This window comes from Bradyrhizobium sp. LTSP857, assembly GCF_000938285.1.
Classification (GTDB): Bacteria; Pseudomonadota; Alphaproteobacteria; order Rhizobiales; family Xanthobacteraceae; genus Bradyrhizobium.
Genome location: NZ_JYMS01000032.1, coordinates 301,707 through 325,117 on the forward strand (window position 1 = coordinate 301,707; position 23,411 = coordinate 325,117).

27 protein-coding genes are annotated in these 23,411 nt (G+C 63.9%); 10 read left to right on the forward strand and 17 right to left on the reverse strand.

What is annotated here, in order from left to right:
* Nucleotides 1-113: 113 nt before the first annotated feature.
* The 4 genes from UP06_RS22190 to UP06_RS22205 form a co-directional block, all read right to left on the reverse strand.
* Entirely contained in the window at nt 114-1,049 is a 936-nt protein-coding gene (locus tag UP06_RS22190; RefSeq protein ID WP_045005809.1) for a transporter substrate-binding domain-containing protein, read from the reverse strand.
* 92 nt (nt 1,050-1,141) lie between these two features.
* Nucleotides 1,142-1,732 carry an SCO family protein gene (locus UP06_RS22195; RefSeq protein ID WP_045005734.1) on the reverse strand — a complete coding sequence of 197 codons (591 nt, stop codon included), beginning with the start codon at nt 1,730-1,732 and terminating at the stop codon, nt 1,142-1,144.
* 24 nt (nt 1,733-1,756) lie between these two features.
* Nucleotides 1,757-1,951: a hypothetical protein gene (locus tag UP06_RS22200; protein ID WP_045005737.1), complete on the reverse strand. Its 195-nt coding sequence runs from the start codon at nt 1,949-1,951 to the stop codon at nt 1,757-1,759.
* 110 nt (nt 1,952-2,061) lie between these two features.
* A complete protein-coding gene (locus UP06_RS22205) occupies nt 2,062-2,583 on the reverse strand; it encodes a Clp protease/crotonase-like domain-containing protein (RefSeq protein ID WP_045005739.1) in 522 nt (173 codons plus the stop codon).
* 289 nt (nt 2,584-2,872) lie between these two features.
* Between UP06_RS22205 and UP06_RS22210 the strand changes: the two genes are divergently transcribed.
* The 4 genes from UP06_RS22210 to UP06_RS22225 all read left to right on the forward strand — a co-directional run bounded on the left by UP06_RS22210 (nt 2,873) and on the right by UP06_RS22225 (nt 6,485).
* Entirely contained in the window at nt 2,873-4,531 is a 1,659-nt protein-coding gene (locus UP06_RS22210) for an FAD-binding dehydrogenase (protein ID WP_045005741.1), read from the forward strand.
* A 3-nt stretch (nt 4,532-4,534) separates the two neighbouring features.
* Nucleotides 4,535-5,452, forward strand: a complete 918-nt coding sequence (locus UP06_RS22215; protein WP_156163120.1) for a CE1 family esterase — start codon at nt 4,535-4,537, stop codon at nt 5,450-5,452.
* Nucleotides 5,453-5,566: 114 nt separating this feature from the next.
* Nucleotides 5,567-5,917 (forward strand): RidA family protein, encoded by a 351-nt coding sequence (locus UP06_RS22220; protein ID WP_045005744.1) that lies wholly within the window; start codon nt 5,567-5,569, stop codon nt 5,915-5,917.
* A 202-nt stretch (nt 5,918-6,119) separates the two neighbouring features.
* On the forward strand, nt 6,120-6,485 hold the full coding sequence (locus UP06_RS22225) for a nuclear transport factor 2 family protein (RefSeq protein ID WP_045005810.1): 366 nt from the start codon (nt 6,120-6,122) through the stop codon (nt 6,483-6,485).
* A gap of 184 nt (nt 6,486-6,669) precedes the next feature.
* Here the strand turns inward: UP06_RS22225 and UP06_RS22230 are convergent, their stop codons facing one another.
* From UP06_RS22230 to UP06_RS22280, 11 genes are all read right to left on the reverse strand, one after another.
* Nucleotides 6,670-7,515, reverse strand: a complete 846-nt coding sequence (locus UP06_RS22230; protein ID WP_045005745.1) for an amidohydrolase family protein — start codon at nt 7,513-7,515, stop codon at nt 6,670-6,672.
* A gap of 3 nt (nt 7,516-7,518) precedes the next feature.
* A complete protein-coding gene (locus UP06_RS22235) occupies nt 7,519-8,496 on the reverse strand; it encodes an aldo/keto reductase (protein ID WP_045005747.1) in 978 nt (325 codons plus the stop codon).
* 102 nt (nt 8,497-8,598) lie between these two features.
* Nucleotides 8,599-9,531 carry a sugar-binding protein gene (locus UP06_RS22240; protein ID WP_045005811.1) on the reverse strand — a complete coding sequence of 311 codons (933 nt, stop codon included), beginning with the start codon at nt 9,529-9,531 and terminating at the stop codon, nt 8,599-8,601.
* A gap of 95 nt (nt 9,532-9,626) precedes the next feature.
* Nucleotides 9,627-10,709, reverse strand: a complete 1,083-nt coding sequence (locus tag UP06_RS22245; protein ID WP_045005748.1) for an ABC transporter permease — start codon at nt 10,707-10,709, stop codon at nt 9,627-9,629.
* On the reverse strand, nt 10,709-11,467 hold the full coding sequence (locus UP06_RS22250) for an ATP-binding cassette domain-containing protein (protein WP_045005749.1): 759 nt from the start codon (nt 11,465-11,467) through the stop codon (nt 10,709-10,711). The genes UP06_RS22245 and UP06_RS22250 overlap by 1 nt, the downstream gene beginning before the upstream one ends.
* Before the next feature lie 12 nt (nt 11,468-11,479).
* Nucleotides 11,480-12,802 carry a xylose isomerase gene (xylA, locus tag UP06_RS22255; RefSeq protein WP_045005751.1) on the reverse strand — a complete coding sequence of 441 codons (1,323 nt, stop codon included), beginning with the start codon at nt 12,800-12,802 and terminating at the stop codon, nt 11,480-11,482.
* Complete coding sequence (xylB, locus tag UP06_RS22260; RefSeq protein ID WP_045005752.1) at nt 12,803-14,257, reverse strand: xylulokinase; 1,455 nt, start codon at nt 14,255-14,257, stop codon at nt 12,803-12,805.
* A 79-nt stretch (nt 14,258-14,336) separates the two neighbouring features.
* Nucleotides 14,337-15,383 (reverse strand): LacI family DNA-binding transcriptional regulator, encoded by a 1,047-nt coding sequence (locus UP06_RS22265; protein ID WP_045005753.1) that lies wholly within the window; start codon nt 15,381-15,383, stop codon nt 14,337-14,339.
* Between the two features lie 102 nt (nt 15,384-15,485).
* On the reverse strand, nt 15,486-15,950 hold the full coding sequence (locus UP06_RS22270; RefSeq protein WP_045005755.1) for a GNAT family N-acetyltransferase: 465 nt from the start codon (nt 15,948-15,950) through the stop codon (nt 15,486-15,488).
* 2 nt (nt 15,951-15,952) lie between these two features.
* The gene (locus tag UP06_RS22275; protein WP_082078596.1) at nt 15,953-16,465 is read right to left on the reverse strand and encodes a GNAT family N-acetyltransferase; all 513 of its coding nucleotides are present in this window, start codon (nt 16,463-16,465) and stop codon (nt 15,953-15,955) included.
* Nucleotides 16,465-17,046 (reverse strand): helix-turn-helix domain-containing protein, encoded by a 582-nt coding sequence (locus UP06_RS22280; RefSeq protein WP_045005813.1) that lies wholly within the window; start codon nt 17,044-17,046, stop codon nt 16,465-16,467. Before UP06_RS22280 ends, UP06_RS22275 begins: the two co-directional genes overlap by 1 nt.
* Nucleotides 17,047-17,215: 169 nt before the next feature.
* Between UP06_RS22280 and UP06_RS22285 the strand changes: the two genes are divergently transcribed.
* Nucleotides 17,216-18,208, forward strand: a complete 993-nt coding sequence (locus UP06_RS22285; RefSeq protein ID WP_045005757.1) for an alpha/beta fold hydrolase — start codon at nt 17,216-17,218, stop codon at nt 18,206-18,208.
* A gap of 13 nt (nt 18,209-18,221) precedes the next feature.
* On the opposite strand, the gene UP06_RS39270 is transcribed toward UP06_RS22285, so the two are convergent.
* Entirely contained in the window at nt 18,222-18,695 is a 474-nt protein-coding gene (locus UP06_RS39270; RefSeq protein WP_156163125.1) for a hypothetical protein, read from the reverse strand.
* A 186-nt stretch (nt 18,696-18,881) separates the two neighbouring features.
* Nucleotides 18,882-19,313: a ribose 5-phosphate isomerase B gene (rpiB, locus tag UP06_RS22295; RefSeq protein WP_156163126.1), complete on the reverse strand. Its 432-nt coding sequence runs from the start codon at nt 19,311-19,313 to the stop codon at nt 18,882-18,884.
* Between the two features lie 214 nt (nt 19,314-19,527).
* Here rpiB and UP06_RS22300 point away from each other — a divergent pair, with 214 nt between their 5' ends.
* The 5 genes from UP06_RS22300 (at nt 19,528) to tnpC (ending at nt 23,398) form a co-directional block, all read left to right on the forward strand.
* Nucleotides 19,528-20,292 (forward strand): hypothetical protein, encoded by a 765-nt coding sequence (locus UP06_RS22300; protein ID WP_045005761.1) that lies wholly within the window; start codon nt 19,528-19,530, stop codon nt 20,290-20,292.
* 15 nt (nt 20,293-20,307) lie between these two features.
* The gene (locus UP06_RS40950) at nt 20,308-20,748 is read left to right on the forward strand and encodes a hypothetical protein (protein ID WP_156163127.1); all 441 of its coding nucleotides are present in this window, start codon (nt 20,308-20,310) and stop codon (nt 20,746-20,748) included.
* A 237-nt stretch (nt 20,749-20,985) separates the two neighbouring features.
* A complete protein-coding gene (gene tnpA / locus UP06_RS22305) occupies nt 20,986-21,444 on the forward strand; it encodes an IS66-like element accessory protein TnpA (RefSeq protein ID WP_045005335.1) in 459 nt (152 codons plus the stop codon).
* Nucleotides 21,441-21,797 (forward strand): IS66 family insertion sequence element accessory protein TnpB, encoded by a 357-nt coding sequence (gene tnpB / locus UP06_RS22310; protein ID WP_045004130.1) that lies wholly within the window; start codon nt 21,441-21,443, stop codon nt 21,795-21,797. Before tnpA ends, tnpB begins: the two co-directional genes overlap by 4 nt.
* 122 nt (nt 21,798-21,919) lie before the next feature.
* Nucleotides 21,920-23,398, forward strand: a complete 1,479-nt coding sequence (gene tnpC / locus UP06_RS22315) for an IS66 family transposase (protein ID WP_045004267.1) — start codon at nt 21,920-21,922, stop codon at nt 23,396-23,398.
* Nucleotides 23,399-23,411: the final 13 nt, after the last annotated feature.

Sequence of the window (23,411 nt, forward strand, 5' to 3'; positions counted from 1 at the left end):
GCCCACCAACGTTGAGCGAAGCGGATAGATGGTGGGCACGGCGCTCACGCGCCTTTGCCCACCCTACGGCAGCTGCGCTCCTCGCAATGACGGTGGAGGACGCAGCGAAGAAGCTAAAACGGGCTCACCGAAAAATACCGCAGCCACAAATCGGTGTAGCGGCCTTTTTCCCAGACGCGGAACATGGCCCAGTTCAGGGCCTGGCGCAGCACGTCGTTGCCCTTGCGGACAGCGATGCCGATACCCTCGCCGAAGAAGCGGCTCTCGACGAAGGGGCCGCCGGAGAAGGCGCAGCAATCGCCGGAATCCGTGCCGTTGATCCAGAACGCGAGCGAGATGGCGTCGCCGAAGATGAAATCGACCTCGCCCTTGCGCAGAGCGGCGCGCATGGCGTCGTCATTGGGATAGCCGTGCAGCTCGGCGTCGGTGAACATTGCCTTGAGATACGCCTCGTGTGCGGAGCCCGCGATGACGCCGACCTTCTTGCCCTCGAGCAATTCGGGACGGATCTCCGGCATCACCGCGTCCTTGCGCGAGGCGAAGCGCGCCGGCACGCGATAGTAGGGATCGGTGAAGTCGACACGCGCGCGGAGCTGCGGGCTCACCGCCATCGAGGCGATGATGGCGTCGCCCCGGTTCGAGGCGAGCGCATCGACCAGCGTCTCGAAGCGGCGCATCTGCACGGTGCAGGTGACCTTGATCTCCTCGCAGAGCGCGCGGGCGAAATCGACGTTGAAGCCGGCCGGATTGCCGTCGGCACCGGTATAGTTGAACGGCGGATAGTCGGTCTCGGTCAGGAAGCGGATCACGGTCAGGCGCGACAGGTCCGGCCGCTCCGGACGCCGCCGCGGGTCCCAGAAGCCGGGCACCGCCTGCGGGGCGGCTTGAGGGGCCACCTGAGGCGCGGCTTGCGGAGCCGCCGGAGGCTGCTTGGCCGGGATCTGCGCTTTCGCGCACGGCGCGACTGCCAGCAGGCAAGCGCTGACGACCAGCCCCGTCAGGAGGCCACAAGCGGATTTGGACGATTTTGCCTGTCGCGACGGGGCCATCGGCGGGAAATGAACGAATTTCATTGGGATCGGAGGGCCTTATAGACCATCCGGCCGGGAACGCGAGCGCCGATTGCGGTTAACCAGGGAGTTCAGAGATACCGCTTCAGCTCGGTCGCGGCCTCTTCCGGGCTCCGCTTCAGGTTGAACGGCGAGACGAAGCGGGCATCGCGGTCCATCAAATAGATCAGCGCGGTGTGATCCATGGTGTAGTCGCCGTCCTTCATCGGGACCTTCTTGGCATAGACCCGGTAGGAAGTGATCACCTTGGCGGTCTCGGCGGGATCGCCGCTGAGGCCTTCGAGATGCGGGTCGAAGCTCGACAAATAGTCCTTCATCGCGGCCTGCGTATCGCGCTCGGGATCGACCGAGATGAAGACGGCGTTGACCTTGTCGGCATCCTTGCCCATCGCGCGCAACACTTCCGAGATCTCGAACAGCGAGGTCGGGCAGACGTCGGGGCAATGGGTGTAGCCGAAGAAGATCAGGGTCGGCTTGCCCTTGAGGTCCTTGTCGGTAACGGCTTTGCCGTTCTGGTCGGTGAGCTGGAACGGGCCGCCGATCGCGGCGGGCTGCGCCACCTTGCTCACCCCGCCCATGGCCCAGAACAACACGAGCAGACCGACGACGAGGCTTGCGGCGAAGGCGGTCGCGATCACCAGCGGACGGGCGGTGGAGTTCATGAGCGGAAAATTTCCTGTCGCGGGTCAGAAGCAGGCGGCAAAGCCGGTCCTGATCATTTCGAAGAACACCTGGCTGCCGTAGTGGAACCAGAGCGCGAGCGCGCCGATCACGGCGAGCACGCCGACGCCTGCGCCGGCCAACAGCAGCACGGACGGCATCCGGCCGGCAGTGGGCGAATTGTCCTGTATCGGATGGGCGGGGTGCAGTGGTTGAACCATGACAATGATCGGAGCGAAGGCCCCGGTTCCCTGCCTTTCAGATAGGCTTTGGGCCGCCTGCGGGCAAGGCGCCGCCGGCGGGCCAAAGGGATCCCGTCATGCTGAGGATGTCAGTGAAGGAGCTGGCCCCGGGCGGACTCAAGCTGTTCCGCTTGCGGGAGAGACCCGCGCGACGGCTTGACCGCCGAAGCCTGCGCGTCGAGATAGCAGGGCTTGTACATGGACTGGAGCTGCCTGCCCTTCAGAAACAGCATGTGCGGGGTGAGACCGCCGCGCTGGTTGATCCAGCGTTTCACCTGCGAGGGATACATCGCGTAGAGCATCTGGGTCGCCTCGGCATTGGTCACGGCGCGGCCGTTGGTGCCGAAATCCCAGGCCGCATGGAAGCCGAGCGTCGCGTGCGAGGTGACGCAGATGCGGTCGTGAGGAATGGCGCCGAGGACGATGGTGCAGGCCGAGGCGCAGAGACCGTCGATGATGACGGTGTCGCCGGACTGGCGCAGGTCCTGGTATTTGTCGACGTAGGTCCCGATCCGGCCACCGCGATCATCCGCAATCCGGACCACGGCGTGAGAAGCCCCCATACAAGCGATCAGAACAACCGCCGTAAGCAACCCCGTCAGAAGCTTCATTATCCCCCGCCCCAGTCGAAATTCGAATCTGCGTCTCAGGTGGTGATGCGCCGCTAGCGTCTGTCGTAACCAAGGTTTTGTCTAGGCGCGCCGGCTCGCTCAAAACAAATTCAAATCCAGTGTTGCGTCCGCGCTGCACTTTGCAGCCCTTGGCAGCCCTTGGTCCCAAACCTCGGTCCCAAACTGGAACAAGTTAACGATGTCTTACGCGACAAGCCCTTGATCTCAGTTGCAACCGCTGGCTTCAATCCGGACAACTACAGGGGGGAACTTATGGAGGGGGGAATACATGGCTGAGCAGGCGGACGTCATCGTTGTCGGCGCAGGACTATCGGGACTGGTGGCGGCGACCGAGCTCGCGGACGCCGGCAAGCGCGTCATCGTGGTCGACCAGGAGGGCGAGCAGTCGCTCGGCGGCCAGGCGTTCTGGTCGTTCGGCGGATTGTTTCTGGTCAATTCGCCGGAACAGCGCCGGCTTGGCATCAAGGACTCCTTCGCGCTCGCGATGCAGGATTGGCTCGGCACTGCCGGCTTCGACCGCGACGATGACTTCTGGCCACGCAAATGGGCCGAGGCCTATGTGGCGTTCGCGGCGGGCGAGAAACGCGACTGGCTGCGCGCGATGGGCCATCGTATCTTTCCCGTGGTCGGCTGGGCCGAGCGGGGCGGCTATGACGCGATGGGCCACGGCAATTCGGTGCCGCGCTTTCACGTCACCTGGGGCACCGGGCCCGGCATCGTCGAGCCGTTCGAGCGCCGCGCGCGCGAAGCGGCCAAGAGCGGACGGCTAATCTTCAAATTCCGCCATCGCGTCGATGCGCTCTCCATCACCAACGGAACAGTCGATGGCGTCAGCGGCGCCATTCTCGCGCCCGACAATGCCGAGCGCGGCAAGAGCTCGTCGCGCAATGTCGTCGGCGAGTTTGCGCTCAACGCGCAGGCCGTGATCGTCGCCTCCGGCGGCATCGGCGGCAATCATGATCTGGTGCGGCAAAACTGGCCAAAGCGGCTCGGCGCGCCGCCAAAGTTCATGATCTCCGGCGTGCCCGAACATGTCGACGGGCGCATGATCGGCATCACGGAAAAGGCCGGCGCGCGGCTGATCAACCGCGACCGCATGTGGCATTATGTCGAGGGCATTCAGAACTGGTCGCCGATCTGGCCGCGCCACGGCATCCGCATCCTGCCCGGCCCGTCCTCGATGTGGTTCGACGCCACCGGCGCGCGGCTGCCGGCGCCGCTGTTTCCCGGCTCCGACACGCTCGGCCAGCTCCAATACATCATGTCGACCGGCTATGATTATTCCTGGTTCATCCTGACCCAGAGCATCATCAAGAAAGAGTTTGCGCTGTCGGGCTCGGAGCAGAATCCCGATCTCACGGGCAAGAGCTGGCGCATGACCTTGCGCCGCGCCACCAACAAGGGCGCGCCGGCGCCGGTCGAGGCGTTCAAGCGCCATGGTGTCGACTTCATCGTGCGCGACAAGATCGAGGATCTTGTTGCGGAGATGAACAAGCTCGCCGGCAACGACCTGCTGAGGCTTGATGAGGTGAGGATGCAGATCGAAGCGCGCGACCGCGAGATCGCCAATCCCTACGTCAAGGACGCGCAGGTGATGAACATCCACAATGCGCGGCGCTATATCGGCGACAGACTGATCCGCACCGCGTCCCCGCACCGCATCCTCGATCCCGCGCAGGGGCCGCTGATCGCAGTCAAGCTCAACATCCTCACCCGCAAGACGCTCGGCGGCTTCGAGACCGACCTCGACTCGCGCGTGTTCGGCGAGGAAGGCCAGATCATCCATGGGCTCTACGCCGTCGGCGAAGCCGCGGGTTTCGGCGGCGGCGGCGTGCACGGTTATCGCTCGCTGGAGGGCACCTTCCTCGGCGGCTGCCTGTTCTCCGGCCGCAATGCCGGCCGCGCGGCAGCGAAAGCGGTGGGATAAATCATGCGGTGGTGGATGCGCGTCGGAATAATCGTCGCGGGGCTATTCGCCGCAGCGCCGACATCCGCCGACACGATCGAGATCAACGGCGTAAAGCGCTCGTATGTTGTGCAATTGCCGGCGGCACGGCCCGCACCGCTGGTGATCGTGCTGCACGGCAAGACCCAGCGTGGCGCCGACATGATCACGCGGACCGCATGGCCGCTGATCGCCAAACGCGACGGCTTCGCGGTCGTCTATCCCGATGGGCTGAACAATGCCTGGGCCGATGCACGGCCCGAGGAGCGACGCGCCAGCCGCGGCCCGCCGGAGGGCACCGATGACGTCGCCTTCATCGCCAAGCTGGTCGAGAAGCTGGTGGCCGACGGGACTGCGGACGCAAAGCGCGTCTATGTCACCGGCATCTCCAATGGCGGCGCCATGACCATGACGCTCGTCTGTGCGCGCGCCGACCTGTTTGCAGCCGGGGCGAGCGCGGTCATGAACCTCACCGACGAATCGGCTGCGGCCTGCCATCCGTCGCGGCCGCTGCCGATGCTGATGATGAACGGCACGGTCGATCCGCTGATCCCCTACGAGGGTGGCCGCGGCGCAAGCTATTTTGCCGCCGATGGGTTCTGGTCGACCACAAAGACGCTGGCGTTCTGGCGCAACATCAATGGTTGCGATACAAACGATGCGGCGGTGACCGATCTCCCCGACAAGAACCCCGCGGACCAGTCCACGGTCACGCGAATTTCCTCGCATTGCCCGACCGGGCATGACGTCGTGCTCTACCGTGTCAACAATGGCGGACATCGCATGCCCGGGCTGTTTCCCGACGCGCATTTCCCAAAACTCGCGGCCAGCCTGCTCGGCCCCCAGAACGGCGACATCGACGGCGCCGAGACGATCTGGGCGTTCTTCAGCCAGTTTCCGTGAAGCGCCACGCATGCATAGCCGGCGACGCATGCGTGCCGGGCAACGCATGCGTGCCGGGGGTGGCTCAGCGCAAGCCGCTGCGCTAGACAGGGCCGCCATTTACAGGAGATCCCAATGAGCATTCAGCGTTTTGAAACCGGCCCGCGCATGAGCCAGGTCGTCGTGCACGGCAACACCGTCTATCTCGCCGGTGTCGTCGCCAACAACGCCGCCGGCGAAAGCGTGACCAAGCAGACCCAGGACATCCTGGCGACGATCGATGGCCATCTCGCCAAGGCCGGCACCGACAAGTCGAAGCTGCTGTCGGCCACGATCTACATCACCGACATGAAGACGTTCCAGGAAATGAACGCGGTGTGGGACGGCTGGGTGTCGGCCGGCAACACCCCGGCCCGCGCCACCGTCGAAGCCAAGCTCGCGGCGCCACAATACACCGTCGAGATCATGGTCACCGCAGCGAAGTAATTTCGCGCACGATTAGCGCGCGCCTGAAGCGCGATAAAATATCATCGCGCTTCAGATATCTTTTTGGCGCATGATCTTATCGGGAAACCGCTTCACACTTTCCCGGATCATGCGCATGACCTCAGAGGTAATCGATCGGCGCGCGCAAACCTTCGATAGTCACCGTCAGCCGAACCAAACGGCACCATCGAAGGAGAGCATCATGACCGATCCCATCGCCATCGCCCGCCGCTACATCGATCTCTGGAACGAGCGCGCACAAAATCGCCGGCGCGAATTGCTCACCGAGAACTGGACCGCGGATGCGAGCTATGTCGATCCCCTGATGAACGGCGACGGCTATGACGGCGTCGACGCACTGATCGCCGGCGTGCAGCAGCGTTTTCCCGCGTTCAAGTTCAAGCTGATCGGCGAGCCCAACGGCTACGGCGACAATGTGCGTTTTTCCTGGGGCCTCGGCCCTGATGGTGTCGACAGCCCGATCAAGGGCACCGATTTCGCCGTGCTGAAGGGCGGCCGCATCAAGAGCATCACGGGATTTCTGGATCAGGTGCCCGCGGGGGTGTGAGGGGCGTACTGCCTCCTCAATCACAGCCGTCGTCCCGGCGAAGGCCGGGACCCATACCGCGTGATTCATCCATTGCGCGCGGTGGGAGTACCGAACGACTGGTCTTCGTCAAATTACTCCCTGTGGTTATGGGTCCCGGCCTTCGCCGGGACGACACCTTTGATTAGGCGCTTGCTCGGCTTATTCAGCCCACCAACCGATACGCGACCTTCGCATTCACGCCAAACGCTTTGTCGCGCACGCTCGCTCCGAGCTTTGTCAGGCACGCCTCCAGCGCACTCTTGATCTCGCCGTAACTGCCCGCGAGCAAACAAACCGGCCAATCCGAGCCGAAGATCAGGCGATCCTCGCCAAAGCACTTCGCCACATGCGCGACGAATGGAAACAGCCGTTCCGCATCCCAATCATTCCATTTTGCTTCGGTCGCCAGCCCCGAGATCTTGCACCAGACATTGCCGCGGGCCGCGAGTGCGGCGATGCGATCGGCCCATTCCGTACTCCAGCCATCGGCGATCGGCGGTTTTGCGGCATGGTCGAGGACGAAGCGTGCTTGGGGAAAGGCTTTTGCGGTCGCGATCGCGGCCGGCAGCTCGCGGGTGCGGACGAGGAAGTCGTAGGCGAGATCGCGGGTGAACACTGCCTCGAAGCCGCGCTGGACATCCGTGCGCAACAGCCAGTCGGGATCGGGCTCGTCGTGAACCTGGTGGCGAATGCCGACGAGCTTTTCGCCGCCCGGCAGGGCTCGCAGGCGGTCGAGCGTGTCGCCAAGCGAGCCGCTGGTCAGATCGACCCAGCCGACCACACCGATGACCGAAGGCGTGGCACGCGCGATCCGCAAAAATTCCTCGGTCTCCTCCAGCGCGGAGCGGCATTGCACCAGGATGCTCGCCTCGATGCCGTTCGCTTTCAACAGCGGCGCGAGATCGGCGGGGCCGAAGGCGCGGCGAATCGGCGTGAGTTCAGGCGCATCCATCCAGGGATAGTCGGCGCGCGTGGGATCCCAGAAATGCTGGTGGCCGTCGATGATCATGGCTCACGCTCCGCCAGGCAACGGCGCCCGCACGTCGACGAGTTTTCGCGCGCGCAGCTCCTGCCAGAAGGCCGACGGAACCACCTTCTCCGACATCGCGATGTTGTCGGCGACCTCGGCGGCGTTGCGCGCGCCCATCACAGCGACGGTCACGGCCGGATGGGCCATGCAGAACTGGAGCGCGGCCGCCTTCAGCTCGGTGCCGTGCTTGCGGCAGAGCTCGTCGAGCGCGAGCGCGCGCGCAACGAGCACCGCATCGGCGTCCTGATAGTTGAACTTTGCGCCCGTATGCGGATTGGCAAGGATACCGCTGTTGTAGATGCCGCCGAGCAGGATGCCGATGTTCTTCTCGCGGCAGACCGGAAACAGTGCGTCCAGCGCGCCCTGGTCGAGCAGCGTGTAGCGGCCGGCGAGCAGGAAGCAATCGACCGGCACGGCCTCCGCGAAGCGCACAAGCATCTCCGACTGGTTCATGCCTGAGCCTATCGCCTTGACCGTGCCGTCGGCGCGCAGGCGCTGAAGCGCGCGGAAGGCGCCGGTAACGGCGTCGTCATAGTGATCGTCCGGATCGTGCACGAGCAGGACATCGACGCGGTCGAGCCCGAGGCGCATCAGGCTCTCCTCGACCGAGCGCATCACGCCGTCATAGCTGAAGTCGAACACCGGCCGCTCGCGCGACGTGCCCTTGTAATGATCGTCCTCGGCAGCAGTGCCGTCGGGCGCTCGCAGCAGGCGACCGACCTTGGTCGAGATGGCGTAGGATTCGCGCGGCTGTCGCCGCAAGAAAGCGCCCAGCCGCCGTTCCGCCAGGCCAAAGCCATAGAGCGGCGCGGTGTCGTAGAAGCGGATGCCGGCCGACCAGCCCTGCGCGATGGTCGACTCCGCATCGGCATCGCTGACCGGTGCGAACAGACCGCCGAGCGGCGCGGAACCGAGACCGATTGAGGTGACGTCGAGTGAGCCGAGCCGCGATCGTTTCATTCCCATTCCTTCCAGAAGCCAGTGTCTCTCCCGCCTGCGAACGCCGCAAGCGGGAGAGAGCATAGGAGTGTGGGGCTGGCGACACTCCTATTTCAACATCTGCTATTTCAACATCTGCGCGACGTTGTCCTTGGTCACGAGATCGAGGCCGGTGTAGACGATCTCCGGCACCTTCTCGCCCTTCTTGATGGCGAGCAGCGTGTCCATCGCCTTCTCGCCCATCTCGAACGGACGCTGGCCGACCAGCGCATTGGCATAGCCGTCGCGCAGCAGCTCGAGCTGCATCTTCAGCGTATCGGCGACGACGAGGGTGAACTTACCGCTGTCGATGTCCTTCTTGGACCTGGAGGCAAAAGCCTTGAAGCCCTCGGGCGCGAACATCGGCCAGCCGCCGACAGGGACGATTGCGGCGAGGTCGGGCGTCGCGGTGCGCACGTCGGTCATCTGCTGAACCGCGAGCGCGGGATCGTCATTGCAGAAGGTCGGAGAGCCCGCGACCTCGGTCCATTTCGATCCCTTCAGCGCCTCGCGGACGCCATCGACGCGCTCGGCGAGGTTCTTTGCGCCCGGGCCGCCCGAGACCATGGCGTATTTGCCGCCGTCGGGCCGAAGCTTGAGCAATTGCTTGCCGAGCGCGACGCCGAACTCCTTGTTGTTGGTGCCGATGTAGGCGATGCGTTTGGAGCCCGGCGCGTCAGCGTCAAACGTGATGACGGGGATGCCGGCCGCAGTTGCCGCCTCGATCGTCTTGGTCATGGCTGCGACGTCGGCGACCGAGATCGCAAGCCCGTCGACCTTCTGGGTGACGAAGTCCTGGATGATCTGCGCCTGTGTGGCCGGCTCATGCTCGACCGGCCCCTTGTAGATGCACTCGATATTGCCAAGCTCCTTGGCGCGCTTCTGGCAGCCATCGCGCGCAAAGTCGAAGAACGGGTTGTTCATCGCCTTGGGCACGATCACGAAGCGGTAGTTCGCGGCCAACGCCGGCGTCGCCATCATCGCCACGGCGATGCCGGCAAGAAGAATTTTCCTCATCGTCTCCTCCACCCTTTTTCTGACGCCTATCCTCTCAGGATCGTCCGGGAAGCGGATAGGCGACATTTTCGTTGCCATCCCGAAACGACGTCACGTCAAATCATCCGCGAGCGAATACGGTCGACCAGCACCGCCAGGATGATGATCACGCCCACCAGCGTCTGCTGCCAGTAGGAGCTGACCTGCGCGAGCACCAGGCCGTTGCGGATGACCTCGAGCAACACACAGCCGACGATGGCGCCGAGCGGACCGCCGATGCCGCCGGCCAGATTGGCGCCGCCGATCACGGCCGCCGCAATCACGTTGAGCTCGTAGGATGTCGCCATGTTGGCCGGCGCCGAGCCCAGCCAGCCGGAGATGATGATGCCCTGGAGCCCTGCGGCCAGCGCGCAGATCACATAGACCTCGATCTTGACCCGCACGACCGGGATACCGGTCAGCTCGGCCGCCTTCTCGTTGCCGCCGAGCGCAAAGACATGACGGCCAAAGGCACTGTGGTGCAGGATCACGGCCATGACGAGCGCGAGGATCACGAGATAAATGAAGGGCGCGGGCACGCCAAGCACATCACCTGAGGTGATTGCATAGAAATAATCGGCATCAGGTCCGCCTGGAAAACTGCCGCGGCCGTTGGAGACGACATAGCCGAGACCGCGCACGATCGAGAGCATGCCGAGCGTGGTGACGAAGGGCGACAGGCCCAGCACCGCGATGCAGAAGCCGTTGACGAGGCCGGCGATCAGCGCGACGCCGAGCCCCGCCACGACCGAGACCAGCAGGATCAGCCCCGGTGCGTTGGCCAGCACGGTCTTGCCGTCGGCAGCCATATGCACGAACAGCGATGCGCCGAGCCCGCCGGGCGTTGACAGCTCGGTCATGACCATCGAGGTGATCATGGCCGAGAAGCACATCATCGAGCCGACCGAGAGGTCGATGCCGCCGGTGATGATGACGAAGGTGACGCCAAGGGTGGCGATGGCGATGAAGGAAAAATTCTTCGCCACGTTCTGCATGTTGCCTTCGGTGAAGAAATAGGGGCTGGCGAAATGCATGATCACCAGCAGCACCGCCAGCGCCACGAGCACATAGCCGGTCTGGGAAGCGAAGATGCCGCGCTGCCACCATTTGATCTTGCCGACGTTCGAGAAGCTGACCGGGGATTCCAAGGGCATGGCCATTACGCCGCCTCCTTCGCGCCGGTGATGAGGGCGGTGACCTCCTCAGGGGACGTCGTGTCGATCGGTTTGTCGGCCCGCTTCTCGCCGCGGCGCATGACGATCACGCGGTCGCACACCGCGAACACGTCGGGCATGCGGTGAGAGATCAGCATCACGGCGACACCCTGCTCCTTCAGCCGATGAATCAGGCCGAGCACCTGCTCGACCTGGCGGACCGAGATCGCGGCCGTCGGCTCGTCCATCATCACCAGTCTCGCATTGGAGAGCCGCGTCCGCGCGATCGCGACCGCCTGGCGCTGGCCGCCCGACATCTGCTTGACGAGATCATCGGGCCGCGTCTCCGAGCGTAGCTCGCCGAACAATTCCAGCGCACGCGCGGCCATCGCCTTGTGGTCGAGCAAGGCGATGGGTCCGAACTTGCGCTTCAGCTCGCGGCCGAGAAACACGTTGGCCGCCGCCGTCAGATTGTCGGCGAGCGCAAGGTCCTGGTAGACGACCTCGATGCCGACCGCGCGGGCGTCGATCGGCCGGTTGAAATGGACCGCGCTGCCGGCAAAGCGGATCTCGCCATGGGTGGGGCGGAAATTGCCGGCGATGATCTTGACCAGCGTCGACTTGCCCGCGCCGTTGTCGCCCATCAGGCCGACCACCTCGCCCGGAAGCACCTGCATGTCGACACCATGCAGTGCGCGGATTGCGCCGAACTCCTTGCCGATGCCGGAGAGTTCGAGGACCGGTGTTGCGTCAGCACTTGCCATCAGCGACCTCGCTCAGACGTAGCGGTTGACGAGTGATTCCAGATATTCCTGTCGGCCCGAGCGCGGCTGCGGGTCGAAGCCGGGGCTCAGCGCCCGATCGGCGAGATCGGCGAGCGAGCGCTGACCGCCGAGAATGGCCCGGCCCTCAGCGCCGGCCCATCCCTCATAGCGCTCGACGAGCGGCGCGCTGAGAGCACCGGCATCGTGCATGTCAGCGGCGGCGAGGAACGCCCGCGCACAGGCGTCCATCGAGCCGACATGGGCATGGATCAAATCGTCGGGATCGATCGACTGGCGGCGGATCTTGGCGTCGAAATTGAGTCCGCCCGAGGTGAAGCCGCCGCGGTTCAGGAGTTCGTGGAACACCAGCGCCAGTTCAGGCACGTTCATCGCGAACTGGTCGGTGTCCCAGCCCAGCAGATCGTCGCCGCGGTTGATGTCGAGCGAGCCGAACACGCCGAGCGCCTCGGCGAGCACGACCTCGTGATGGAAGGAATGGCCGGCGAGGATGGCGTGGTTCTGCTCGATGTTGAGCTTGACGTCCTTGAGCAGATCGTAGCGCGCCAGGAAGCCGTAGCAAGTCGCGACGTCGAAATCATATTGGTGCTTGGTCGGCTCCTTCGGCTTCGGCTCGATCAGGATCGGGCCCTTGAAGCCGATCTTGTGCTTGTGCTCGACGACGAGCGACACAAAACGACCGAGCTGGTCGAGCTCGCGCTTGAGATCGGTGTTGAGCAGAGTCTCGTAACCCTCGCGACCGCCCCACAGCACGTAGTTCTGGCCGCCGAGCCGGTGCGTCACCTCCAGCGCGGCACGGACCTGGCCGGCGGCATAGGTGAAAATCTCGGGGTCTGGATTGGTCGCGGCGCCCGCCATGTAGCGGCGATGCGTGAACAGATTGGCGGTGCCCCAGAGCAGGCGGACTTTGGCCGATGCCATCTTCGCTTCGAAGAGATCGGCGATCGCGTTGAGATTGGCGACGGATTCGCTGAGCGAAGCGCCTTCCGGCGCGGCGTCGACATCGTGGAAGGTGAAGAAGGGCACGTCCAGCAAACGGAACAGCTCGAAGGCGACATCGGCCTTGGCGCGTGCCATCGCCATCGCATCGGTGCCGTGATGCCAGGGCCGCAGGAAGGTCTCGCCGCCGAAGGGATCGCCGCCCGGCCAGCACAATGAATGCCAGTAACAGACCGCAAAGCGCAAGTGGTCCTCCAGCCTGCGGCCGTGAACCATGCGGTCCTTGTCGTACCAGCGAAAGGCAAGCGTGTTTCCAGCATCCTTGCCGGCAAAGGCGACGGGTGCGTTGGCATCGAAGAATTTGGCGGGCGCGTTCACTTAAAAACTCTCCTTCAACGCGGGATAGAGCTCGTGCCAACGGCGATAGGCCTCGTCGTAGGCACTCACGGTGGATGCGCGGGGCACGAAACTCGCGAGCCGCCGTGGACGCGTGCAGACCTGCGCCGGGCTCTCGCCGGTGACCGCAAGCCGGCCGAGCCGCGCGGCACCGAGCGCCGCGCCGACCTCGCCTTCCTCGACGCGATGGACGGGAATACCGAGCACGTCGGCACAGATCTGCGCCCATAGCGGCGAGCGCGAGCCGCCGCCGACGAGATCGACTTCAGTGATCGGCCCGCTCGCCGCGCTCAGCGCCGCCAGATTGTCCCGCGCAGCGAAGGCGACGCCTTCGAGCACGGCCTGGACCATCTGGCCGCGCCCGGTCGCGCCGCGTAAGCCGACGAAGGCGCCGCTCGCGGCGGCATCGTTGTGCGGCGTGCGCTCGCCGTCGAGATAGGGCAGAAATTTGATCGGGCTCGGGCCATCGACGCGATCGCCGAGCGGCGCCAGCAGCGCTGCCGCCGGCACCTCCATCACGCCGGCAAGCCAGGCGAGCGAAGCCGCCGCCGAGAGCATGACGCCCATCTGGTGCCACAGGCCGGGCAGCGCGTGGCAGAACGCATGCACGGCCGAGGCCGGCGCCGGCGCAAAGCGATCGGTGACGCGGAACACCACACCTGAGGTTCCCAGTGACAGAAACGCATCGCCGGGCGCGATCGCGCCAAGCCCGATCGCGCTCGCCGCGCAATCACCAGCGCCGCCGGCGACCACGACATCCTTCGCCATGCCCCAGCGCTGTGCGAAGTTCGGCGCCAGCACCGCGCTGGCCTCGCTGCCTTCGACGAGGCGCGGCATGTGATGGAGATCGAGCCCGGTGGCATTGAGCAGCTCCGCCGACCAGCGGCGCTGGCCGACATCGAGCCACAGCGTGCCGGCGGCGTCCGACATGTCCTCGACCATCTCGCCGGTGAGGCGGTAGCGGACATAGGCCTTCGGCAGCAGCACCTTTGCCGTGCGTTCGAAGATGTCCGGCTCGTGCCGCGCGACCCACATCAGCTTCGGCGCGGTGAAGCCGGGCATCGCCAGATTGCCGGCGATGGCATGCAGTGACGGACAGCGCCGCTCGAGCTCGCCACATTCGGCCTGCGAGCGGCCGTCATTCCAGAGGATCGCGGGCCGCAGCGGCCGCCCGTCCACACCTAACAGCGTCGCACCATGCATCTGGCCTGATAGCCCGATGCCTCGCACCTGCGCGACCTCGTGCGGATGGCGCGCCGAGAGATCATCGACCGCGCCGATCGCTGCATCGACCCAGGCGTCAGGATCCTGCTCGGACCACAACGGCGCGGGATGCGACAGCGCAAGCTCGCGGGCCGCCGTCGCGACGATCGCGCCGGCTTCGCTCACGAGCACCGCCTTCACACCGGACGTGCCGATGTCCATTCCGAGATACACGCCTCGTCCTCCCTTGCTGGCCCGGCTGGCGATCTCCGTCGCCTGTTCCGCGGGCCGTCCTCACAAATCCACGCTGCCGTTACGGCAGATTGTCCCGCATCACGATGTCGATCCTGATCTTCTCCTGTTCGCGCAAGATCGGCTCGCCGCGGGCGAGCGCGAGCAGCACGCGCACGGCGGCGCGCGCCTCATGTCCCGGATTCTGCGAGATCGCGGCATCCATCACGCCCTGCAACAACAGCCGGCGCGTCAGTGCGGTGACGTCGTGGGCGACGAACACCACCTGCTGGTCGCGGCCGGCCTCGCTCAACGCATTGGCAACGCCTTGTGTGCCGGCACCGACGTTATAAAGACCGACAATGTCAGCATGCCTGCCGAACAGCCGCGCCAGGAGCTGCTCGGAACGGCCGTCCTCGTCGCGCCCTTCCAGCACCGGCAGCACGGCAAGGTCAGGAAATTCCGAGGCCATCACCTGATTGAAGCCAAAAATGCGCTCGGCATGGTCGCGCAAGCCCTGCGAGCCGGCGACGATCGCGACCTTGCCGGACCTTTGGCCGACCAACCGCCCGACCAGTGCGCCGGCGGTGCGGCCGGCTGCGATGTTGTCGATGCCGACATAATGGTGGCGGCGCGACGACGGCACGTCCGAGACCAGCGTCACCACCTTGGTGCCGGCGTCGACGAGATCGTCGATCGCGGCGCGAACGCCGGGATGGTCGAGCGCCACCACGGCAACGCCGTCGTAGTCTTCCGACAAGGCCTCCAGCGAGGCGGCAAGCACGGACGGATCGAACACGTCGGTTGCGATCATCTCGACATTGAGGCGGCGGGCCGAGAGCCAGGCCGACATCTCGCCGAGATAGGCCTCGATCTGCTGCATGAATGGATTTGGCCCCGAGGGCATCACGAAGGCGAAACGGCGGGCGCGGCCGCGGGCCAGCTCGGCGGCGGCCACATGCGGCTGGAACGCGTTGCGCGCGATCGTCTCCTTGACACGGCGAACCGTATCCGGCCGCACGCCGGGGCGGTTGTGCAGGACGCGGTCCACCGTCGCGAGGCTGACGCCGGCCTCGCGGGCGATGTCCTTCAGCGTCAGCGCGGCAGTGGTGAGAGCGTCCTCGGCCATGGCTGAAGGCTAGCAGAGGTGTTTTGAGGTACGCAACTCATTTTGAGGGGCAAGGGGAGGAATGGCGACATTTCGAGCCGCGGTTGCACCGGGGCCGGGGCCTCAGCCGCCAGTCAGATCGAGCGTCAGGAACAGGCTGTTGCGATCCTCGGCATAACCTTCGAACGGGCCGCAAAGCACAAAACCGTGCGCCTGGTAGAGCGCGTGCGCGGGTTTAAAATAGTCCCATGAGCCGGTCTCGAGGCTGAGCCGCTTCAGGCCGCGCGCGCGACCCTCGGCAATGATGTGGCGGAGCATCTCGCCGCCGAAACCGCGCCGTCGCGTGGTTTGCAGCGTGTGCATCGACTTCACCTCGCCATGCGCAGCCGAGAGCATCTTCAGCGCACCGGTGGCGACCAGTGTCTCACCGTCCCAGCCGGTCCAGAACGCGACGTCGGGCGCGCGAAGTCCGGCGAGATCGAGCGCATGCGCACTGCCCGGCGCGGTCTGTGCCCGCGCAGCCGTGGCGTGATGATCGAGCAGCGCGACGACGCGCGGATCAAAGGTGTCGCCGGTGCGGATCTGCATCGTCACGGCCTCACCTCACTCGCAAGCCGTTTCTGCATCAGGACCAGATTGAGCCAGCGGCCGAACTTGCAGCCGACCTCCGGCATGCGGCCGACCTCGGCAAAACCGAGCGAGGCATGCAAGCCAATCGAACCGGTGTTGGCGGCCTCGATGGCGGCGATCATCGTATGCTTGTTCATGGCGGTGGCGCGCTCGATCAGCGCGGCCACCAGGCTGCGGCCGATGCCCGCCCTGTGGTGCCGCTCGTCGACATAGACGGAGTTTTCCACGGTGTGGCGATAGCCGGGCCACGGGCGGAAATCGCCGAACGAGGCGAAGCCGACAACATCCCTGCCCTTCATCGCAACCAGGATGGGATAGCCGGCCTGCTGTCTTGCGCGGATCCACTCGCGTCGGGAGTCGAGATCGACTGCGCCGTCGGTCCAGACCGCCGTGGTGTTGAGCGCAGCGTAATTGTAGATGGCGAGGATGTCTCCGGCGTCCTCCAGCGTGGCGTCCCGCACGATCAGCGACATCACATTTTCCCGTAAGAGGTACCGCGCCGCGTGATGACGACGTAGCGCGAATCCTGCTTGGTTTCGTTCTCGAAGGTCACGGAGCGCATCACATCGAAGTCGAGACAGTCGCCCTCGCGCAAGCGCACCGCCTTGGCGTCGATATGCACGCAGACCGCGCCCTCCAGCATCAGCAGCTGCTGGGTGAAGGCGTTACGACCCCAGGGGCTGTAGGACACGCGTGCGCCGGCCGGCAGATCGACGACGATGATCTCGATCCCGCTCGCCGCATCGGCCGGCGAGGCATGACGCCGCCGGTAACCGCTGTCGGGATCACGCCATTGCGGCTGGTCGGCAAGCCGCGTCAGCCGCTCCGGGGGCTTCTCCGAGAGTGCGACGACGTCGCTGAGCGAGACATCGAGCGCCGAACAGAGCTTGTTGAGCAGCGCCGCCGTGGCACTGCTCTGCGCCCGTTCCACCCGCCCGATCATGGCCCGGCTGACACCGGAGCGCGCCGCAAGTTCGTTCAAGGTCATGCCGGCCTGCGTCCTCAGCGTCTTCAATCGGCGACCGATCGCGCGGTCGAGTTTCTGCTGGTCCATGGTCTTCATCCGAATTGCCCGACACGAGGACCGCACCCGCCGGGGCGACAAAAATCTTAAGCCGGACGGGCCGCGCGTGCCGGGGGTGATTGTCTAATATATTAGAATCTTTGCGGAGCCCGTAAGGCCGATTAAGATGCGCCCAACCAGATGACCGGGAGGCGATGACATGAGCGGGCCGACGCAGCGGACGATCAAGGCCAACGGCATTGCCCTCAACGTCGCCGAACAGGGCAAGGGGCCGATGGTGCTGCTCTGCCACGGCTTTCCGGAAGGCTGGTACTCCTGGCGTCATCAGCTCGAGGCACTGGCTGCGGCCGGCTACCACGCCGTTGCGCCCGACATGCGCGGCTACGGCAAGAGCGACCGGCCGGAGGCGATCGATCAGTATACGATCCTTCACATGGTCGGCGATCTCGTCGGCGTGCTCGACGCCTTCGAGGCAAAGGACGCCGTCATCGTCGGCCACGATTGGGGTGCAACGATCGCCTGGCACACGGCGCGCTTGCGGCCCGATCGTTTCCGCGCCGCCGCCATCCTCAGCGTACCCTATCGCCCGCGCAGCCCGGTGCGGCCGACCAGCGTCATGCCGCAGACAGCCGATGCGCAGTTCTATCAGCTGTACTTCCAGGAGCCGGGTGTAGCCGAGGCGGAGTTCGAGGCGGACCCGCGGAAAACGCTGGGCGCCATGCTGTTCGGCGGTTCCGGCGAAGGAGCGGCGGCGATCCGCGCCAATGCTGAGCGTCAGGGGCGGACCGCTGGCGTCGGCATGGTCTCGCGCAAGGACGGCATGTTGCCAAAGGTGCCGGTGCCACTGCCATCATGGCTGAGCGTCGCCGATCTCGACTATTACGGCGCCGAGTTCGCCCGCAGCGGCTTTCGCGGGCCGCTCAACTACTACCGCAACATCGATCGCAACTGGGAGCTGATGGGCGCCTTCGAGGGCGTGAAGGTGGTCGTGCCTTCGCTCTACATCGCCGGCGACCACGACATGGTCATCGCCTTCCCCGGCGCCGCCGAGCACATCGCCAACATGAAGCAGCTTGTGCCGCAGCTGCGCGAGATCAAGATGCTGCCGGGCTGCGGACACTGGACGCAGCAGGAGCGGCCGAGGGAGGTGAACGCTGCGCTCGTGGAGTTTTTGCGGAGCCTGTCGGGTTAGCCGCACGGCTTAGTCACGTGCCGTCTCCCAAGTACTTTCGCTCGTAGTTCCTTGTTCGATCGTCCGCTTGGAAGGCATAGCAGACGCGTCGAAATAGCCAGTCCAGCTTTCTCCATTGCGGCTCGCCAAGCGGCTTGGTGATCTCACGGCGCAGAGCTCTTATTATGGATATGCCTGCTTGGCGCTCGTCTATGACCTTACTCGTCCCCACTCTTTCCTGCTGCACTCGCCAATTCAGTAGAAACAGAGGGGTGAAGGGGTCGATGAAAGTCAGACCATCTTCTGTTGCCATGAAGGGAGGCAGCACTCCAAAAGTATCGCCGATGTCTGGATCGAGAATGATCCGGGGATAAATTGCTCGTTGGCTTTCAAGTTCATAGGCCCTGTTGAGCGCTGGTCCGAAGACGACAAGGTCATCATGGACTAGATCACCAATCGTTATGGCCCCTCGAATGAGAAGGCCCGACCACGAGGCGATCACTTGCATGTAGCCCAATCTGAAGAGGAGCAGATGAAAGTTTGGCCCCTCAACTGGTTCGGAGATTATGACGTTGTCTGAGAAGCTTGTGATCTGTGTCTTGAAGCCTCGGTTTTGAATTTGCGAGCCGCTGAGAAGGGACCAGCCGGTGAGGAAGGCAAACCCTCGCATACAGTTTGGAGAGCAGGGTTCTCTCTAACAGGAGCCCAGCTTGTCGATGCGCTTTTGATGGCGGCCGCCCTCGAATGCCGTGCTCAGGAACTCTTCGACGCATTCTTTCGCCACCGCCTCGCCGATCATCTGTCCGCCCATCGCCAAGACATTCGCGTCATTGTGCTGGCGGCACAGCCGCGCGCCCGTGACATCATGGACGAGCGCGCAACGAATATGCGCATGGCGGTTGGCCGCGATCGAGATGCCGATGCCTGATCCGCAGATCAGAATGCCACGTGCGGCCTTGCCGTCCCTGATGGCGTCGGCGAGCTTACCGGCGAAATCGGGATAGTCGACGGACTCGGCGTTATCAGTGCCCAAGTCCAGCCACGCGACATCGGGCAGAGCGACTTTCAGGGCTTCCTTGAGGGCAAAGCCCCCGTGATCACAGGCAATGGCGACGGTATCGAGCATTCCCATGCCCTCAGGATGCGATTTGGAGCGGGCGAAGGGAATCGAACCCTCGTATGCAGCTTGGGAAGCTAGCCGTTTTTTCGTCCGGCCAACGGCTTAGCTGCAAAACCGAGCATATCGGCCCTCAATGCTATCAATCGGTTATATCGGAAATGCAAAACAAACCGGCACGAGAGGAGATCACTTTTCGTCTCGTGTGGTCGGAGGAGAGCCTATGACCGACCAAACGAAACCCGATTGGAAGCCGCTCGTCCCCATCTTGCGACAGGTCATCTTCGCCAACCGCATATACCTGACGGAGCACGAACAACAGGTTTTGACGTTCATTTTCCAGCGCACCCGCATGTTTGGCAAAGCTTGGGAGGCAATCCCATTGAGGCATTTCATAGGTGGAATCTGGAGCCGAGACGCTGGAAACACTTGTTCTCGGCTTCGCATGAAGGCCAACAACGTAATTGCCGCCTACAAAGGACTTCAGGCGAAAGATCTAATCGAAATCCGCGACCATCCGACCGAAGCATCGCAATATCGAACTGTAGAACCGAGCGAGGTCGCGAGGCACGACATCATCGGCTTTATAAACAGGAACCAACCGAAGCTAATGGCTTCAATTCTTGTTGAGCTACGGCGAAACAAGGGTCGACTTCCGCCAGCTTTCAGCAAGCTCCTTGAAGTACTACCCAAAGGACATGATCTCCACCGCCCAAAGCACAAGACCGGCAGTGGTATCCGCCCGGATAGTCTTTCGGTATCCCTCGGGACAGATCTCTCGCTATCCCGAGGGATGCAACCTACTAATAAACAGATTGGTAGACTGAAAAGACGGAATTCTAATATCGCGCCCGCAGGCGCCAAACTGACTTTTCCCACGACCACTAAGGAAAGATCAAAGTTTCGAATCATTCCGCTAACAACGGCAGCGGCGCAGTTTCGAAAGGAGCAAAGCCTGCACCTAGCTTTGCTGGAAGCCTCATCCTAGCAAGATGAAAGACGCATGCGCGGAGTACCCAAATTCGATGTCCTTACATTGCAAAAACATTGGGACCAAGGAATGCAGGCTCGTTGGCCAGATGGTCACGTGAACCCACCTCCTCGTGCGTTCCGAAACCTGAAGCTTGCAATCGAACAGGGCGGCCTGCCAGCGGAAGACTTGCCCCCACTTCTCACCTGGACCATTTCAAGCTGGAGCCAGTTGCGGTCCAATGTGTTTTCATTCGACTGGAAGAAACCGTACGGTCCTCCAGCTCCGGACCTCGACTTCATCATTAAGAAGCTTCCAGCCATCTACCAAAGCTTCCTGCGGGCGCGCGAGGTAGCGCGGCCGATCAACGAGCCACGACGCTTGCCGCGCTCCGGCGCTTCGCCTGCCAGACCTGACTTTGCCGCAGGCGAAGCTGCTCGAATACGGTTGGGCATGCCTGAATGGGACAAGTGAAGGGAGCGACCGACCAGCATTGCTCAGCCAGATAGGCCTACAAGGGGTCCCGAGACGCGCCCATGAGTTTGAATGAATGCTCTGGCACCTCTCCCTTCACTTCCAAAGGGGCGCGAAAATGCAAGAAATGTGATCTTTTGCGAGGACGAAACTGTTGTAAGCGCTGTTCAGCGGCCACCTACCGGATGATGGGGTGATCTGCGAGTCTGCGGTTCGATTTGGACCGTTAGGCTTAGAATGGACACAGTGCATACTGCTATCACGGAGCCGGTACGGCGGCTTGAGGTCTTCACCGGCGCCGGCCGTCGGCGGAAGTGGAGCGACGAGGACAAGGCGCGGATCGTCGCGGAGATTGTGGCGAGCGGCGACTCGGTCTGTTCGGTAGCCCGACGGCATGGATTGTCACCGCAGCAGTTGTTTGGCTGGCGACGTCAGTTGCGAGAGGCAGCAGGCGGTCATTCCGAAATAGAAGAAGTGCAGTTTGTGCCGGCGGTGGTGGATGTCGCAGTGCCGGCGCCTGCTCTTGGCCGGGAGCGCAAAGTGGCGCGCTGCAAACCCAAACCGGATGTCCGAACTTGCCGTTGCGATGCCGGGATCATCGAGATCGAAGTCGACGGCATCACGATCCGGGCCGGTCGTGGTGCGGACACGGCAATGATTGCGTCGATCGTCCAGGCGCTGAAGGCGAGCCGGTGATCGGTCCGTCGGGTGCGGTCCGGGTGATGGTGGCGACCAAACCGGTGGACTTCCGCAAGGGGATGGAAGGGCTTGCGACCCTGGTGCGCGAGAGCATGGGGGCTGACCCATTCTCGGGAGCTGTCTATGTGTTCCGTGCCAAGCGGGCGGATCGGATCAAGCTGGTGTTCTGGGACGGAACGGGTCTGTGCCTGTTCGCCAAACGGCTTGAGGATGGGATCTTCCGCTGGCCGAAGATCGAGGACGGCGTGATGCGTCTGTCGGCGGCGCAATTGTCGGCGCTGTTGGAAGGGCTCGACTGGCGGCGTGTCCACGAGGTACGGGAGACGCCAGCGCCAACGCAAGCCGGATAGTTGTTGGCAGCGCTGCGGCGAAGTGAATCAGGGGCATCGAGCGCGTCGCCAGATGGCGGCGAATATGCTCTGAATTGCGTGTGAGCGACGCCCTGCCTGACGATCCCGAGACGCTGAAAGCGATGCTGCTTGCCGAGCGGTGCGAGAGCGAACGGCTGCGTCAGATCATCAAGGAATTGCAGCGGCATCGGTTCGGCCGGCGGGCAGAGACCTTGCCTGAAGATCAGATGCTGCTGGGCCTGGAAGATGTCGAGCAGGTCGCAGCGTACAGCGAGACGGCGCAGGACGTCAGCGCACCTGAAAGCCGTGAGGCTCGGGCTCGCAAGCGCCGGATCAACCGTGGCGCCTTGCCAGCGCACTTGCGGCGGATCGAGGTCGTCGTCGATATCGACAATAAGATCTGCTCCTGTTGCCAGGGCGAGTTGCACCGGATCGGCGAGGATAGAAGTGAGCGGCTGGACCTGGTCCCGGCGCAGTTCCGGATCCTCGTCACCCGGCGTCCCAAATACGCCTGCCGGGCTTGCGAGGACGGTGTCATGCAGGCGCCGGCCCCGGCCCGGCTGATCGAGGGTGGTCTGCCGACCGAGGCCACCGTCGCCCAGGTCCTGGTCTCCAAATATGCCGATCACCTGCCACTCTACCGGCAGGCGCAGATTTACGCCCGCCAGGGCATTGAGCTTGATCGTTCGACGCTGGCGGACTGGGTGGGACAGGCAGCCTTCCATCTGCGCCCGTTGCATGAGCGGCTCCTTGGCAAGCTCAGGCAGCGGCCAAAGCTGTTCGCCGACGAGACGACGATGCCGGTGCTCGATCCCGGCCGCGGGCGCACCAAGACCGGTCAGCTCTGGGCCTATGCGGCGGACGACCGGCCATGGGGCGGTGCCGATCCGCCGGGCGTCGCCTATGTCTATGCGCCCGACCGCAAGGCCGACCGACCGATCGCTCATCTGGCAGGCTTCAAGGGGATCCTGCAGGTCGACGGCTATGCCGGCTATGGCAGGCTCGCCGAGCGTGGCAACGTTCAGCTTGCATTCTGCTGGTCGCACATGCGGCGTAACTTCTACGAACTTGCCACCCCCGGTCCTGCGCCTATTGCGAGCGAGGCGCTCAAGCATATCGCCGAGTTCTATGCCATCGAGAAGGACATCCGCGGCCGCAGCGCCGAGGAACGTCGTCTCGTTCGACAACAGAAAAGCCGGCCGCTGGCGGAAGCCTTCGAGCTGTGGCTCCGCGCAAAGCTCGCGTTGATCAGCCAAAAGGGCAAGCTGGCAGACGCCATCCGTTATGCGCTCTCACGCTGGGATGGCCTGACGGGCTTCATCGATGATGGCCGTATCGAGCTCGACAATAACGCCGTCGAGCGCTCGATCCGTCCGATCACGTTGAACCGTAAAAATGCGCTGTTCGCAGGCTCCGACGGCGGTGCCGAGCACTGGGCCACCATCGCCTCCCTGGTCGAAACCTGTAAGCTGAACGACCTCGATCCGCTTGCCTACCTGACCGACGTCCTCACCAGGATCGTCAATGGTCATCCGAATAGCGAGATCGATCAGTTGCTTCCGTGGGCCTATTGCCGTCACGACCTCAGAGCTGTGGCCTGAAAACAGCGCTTAC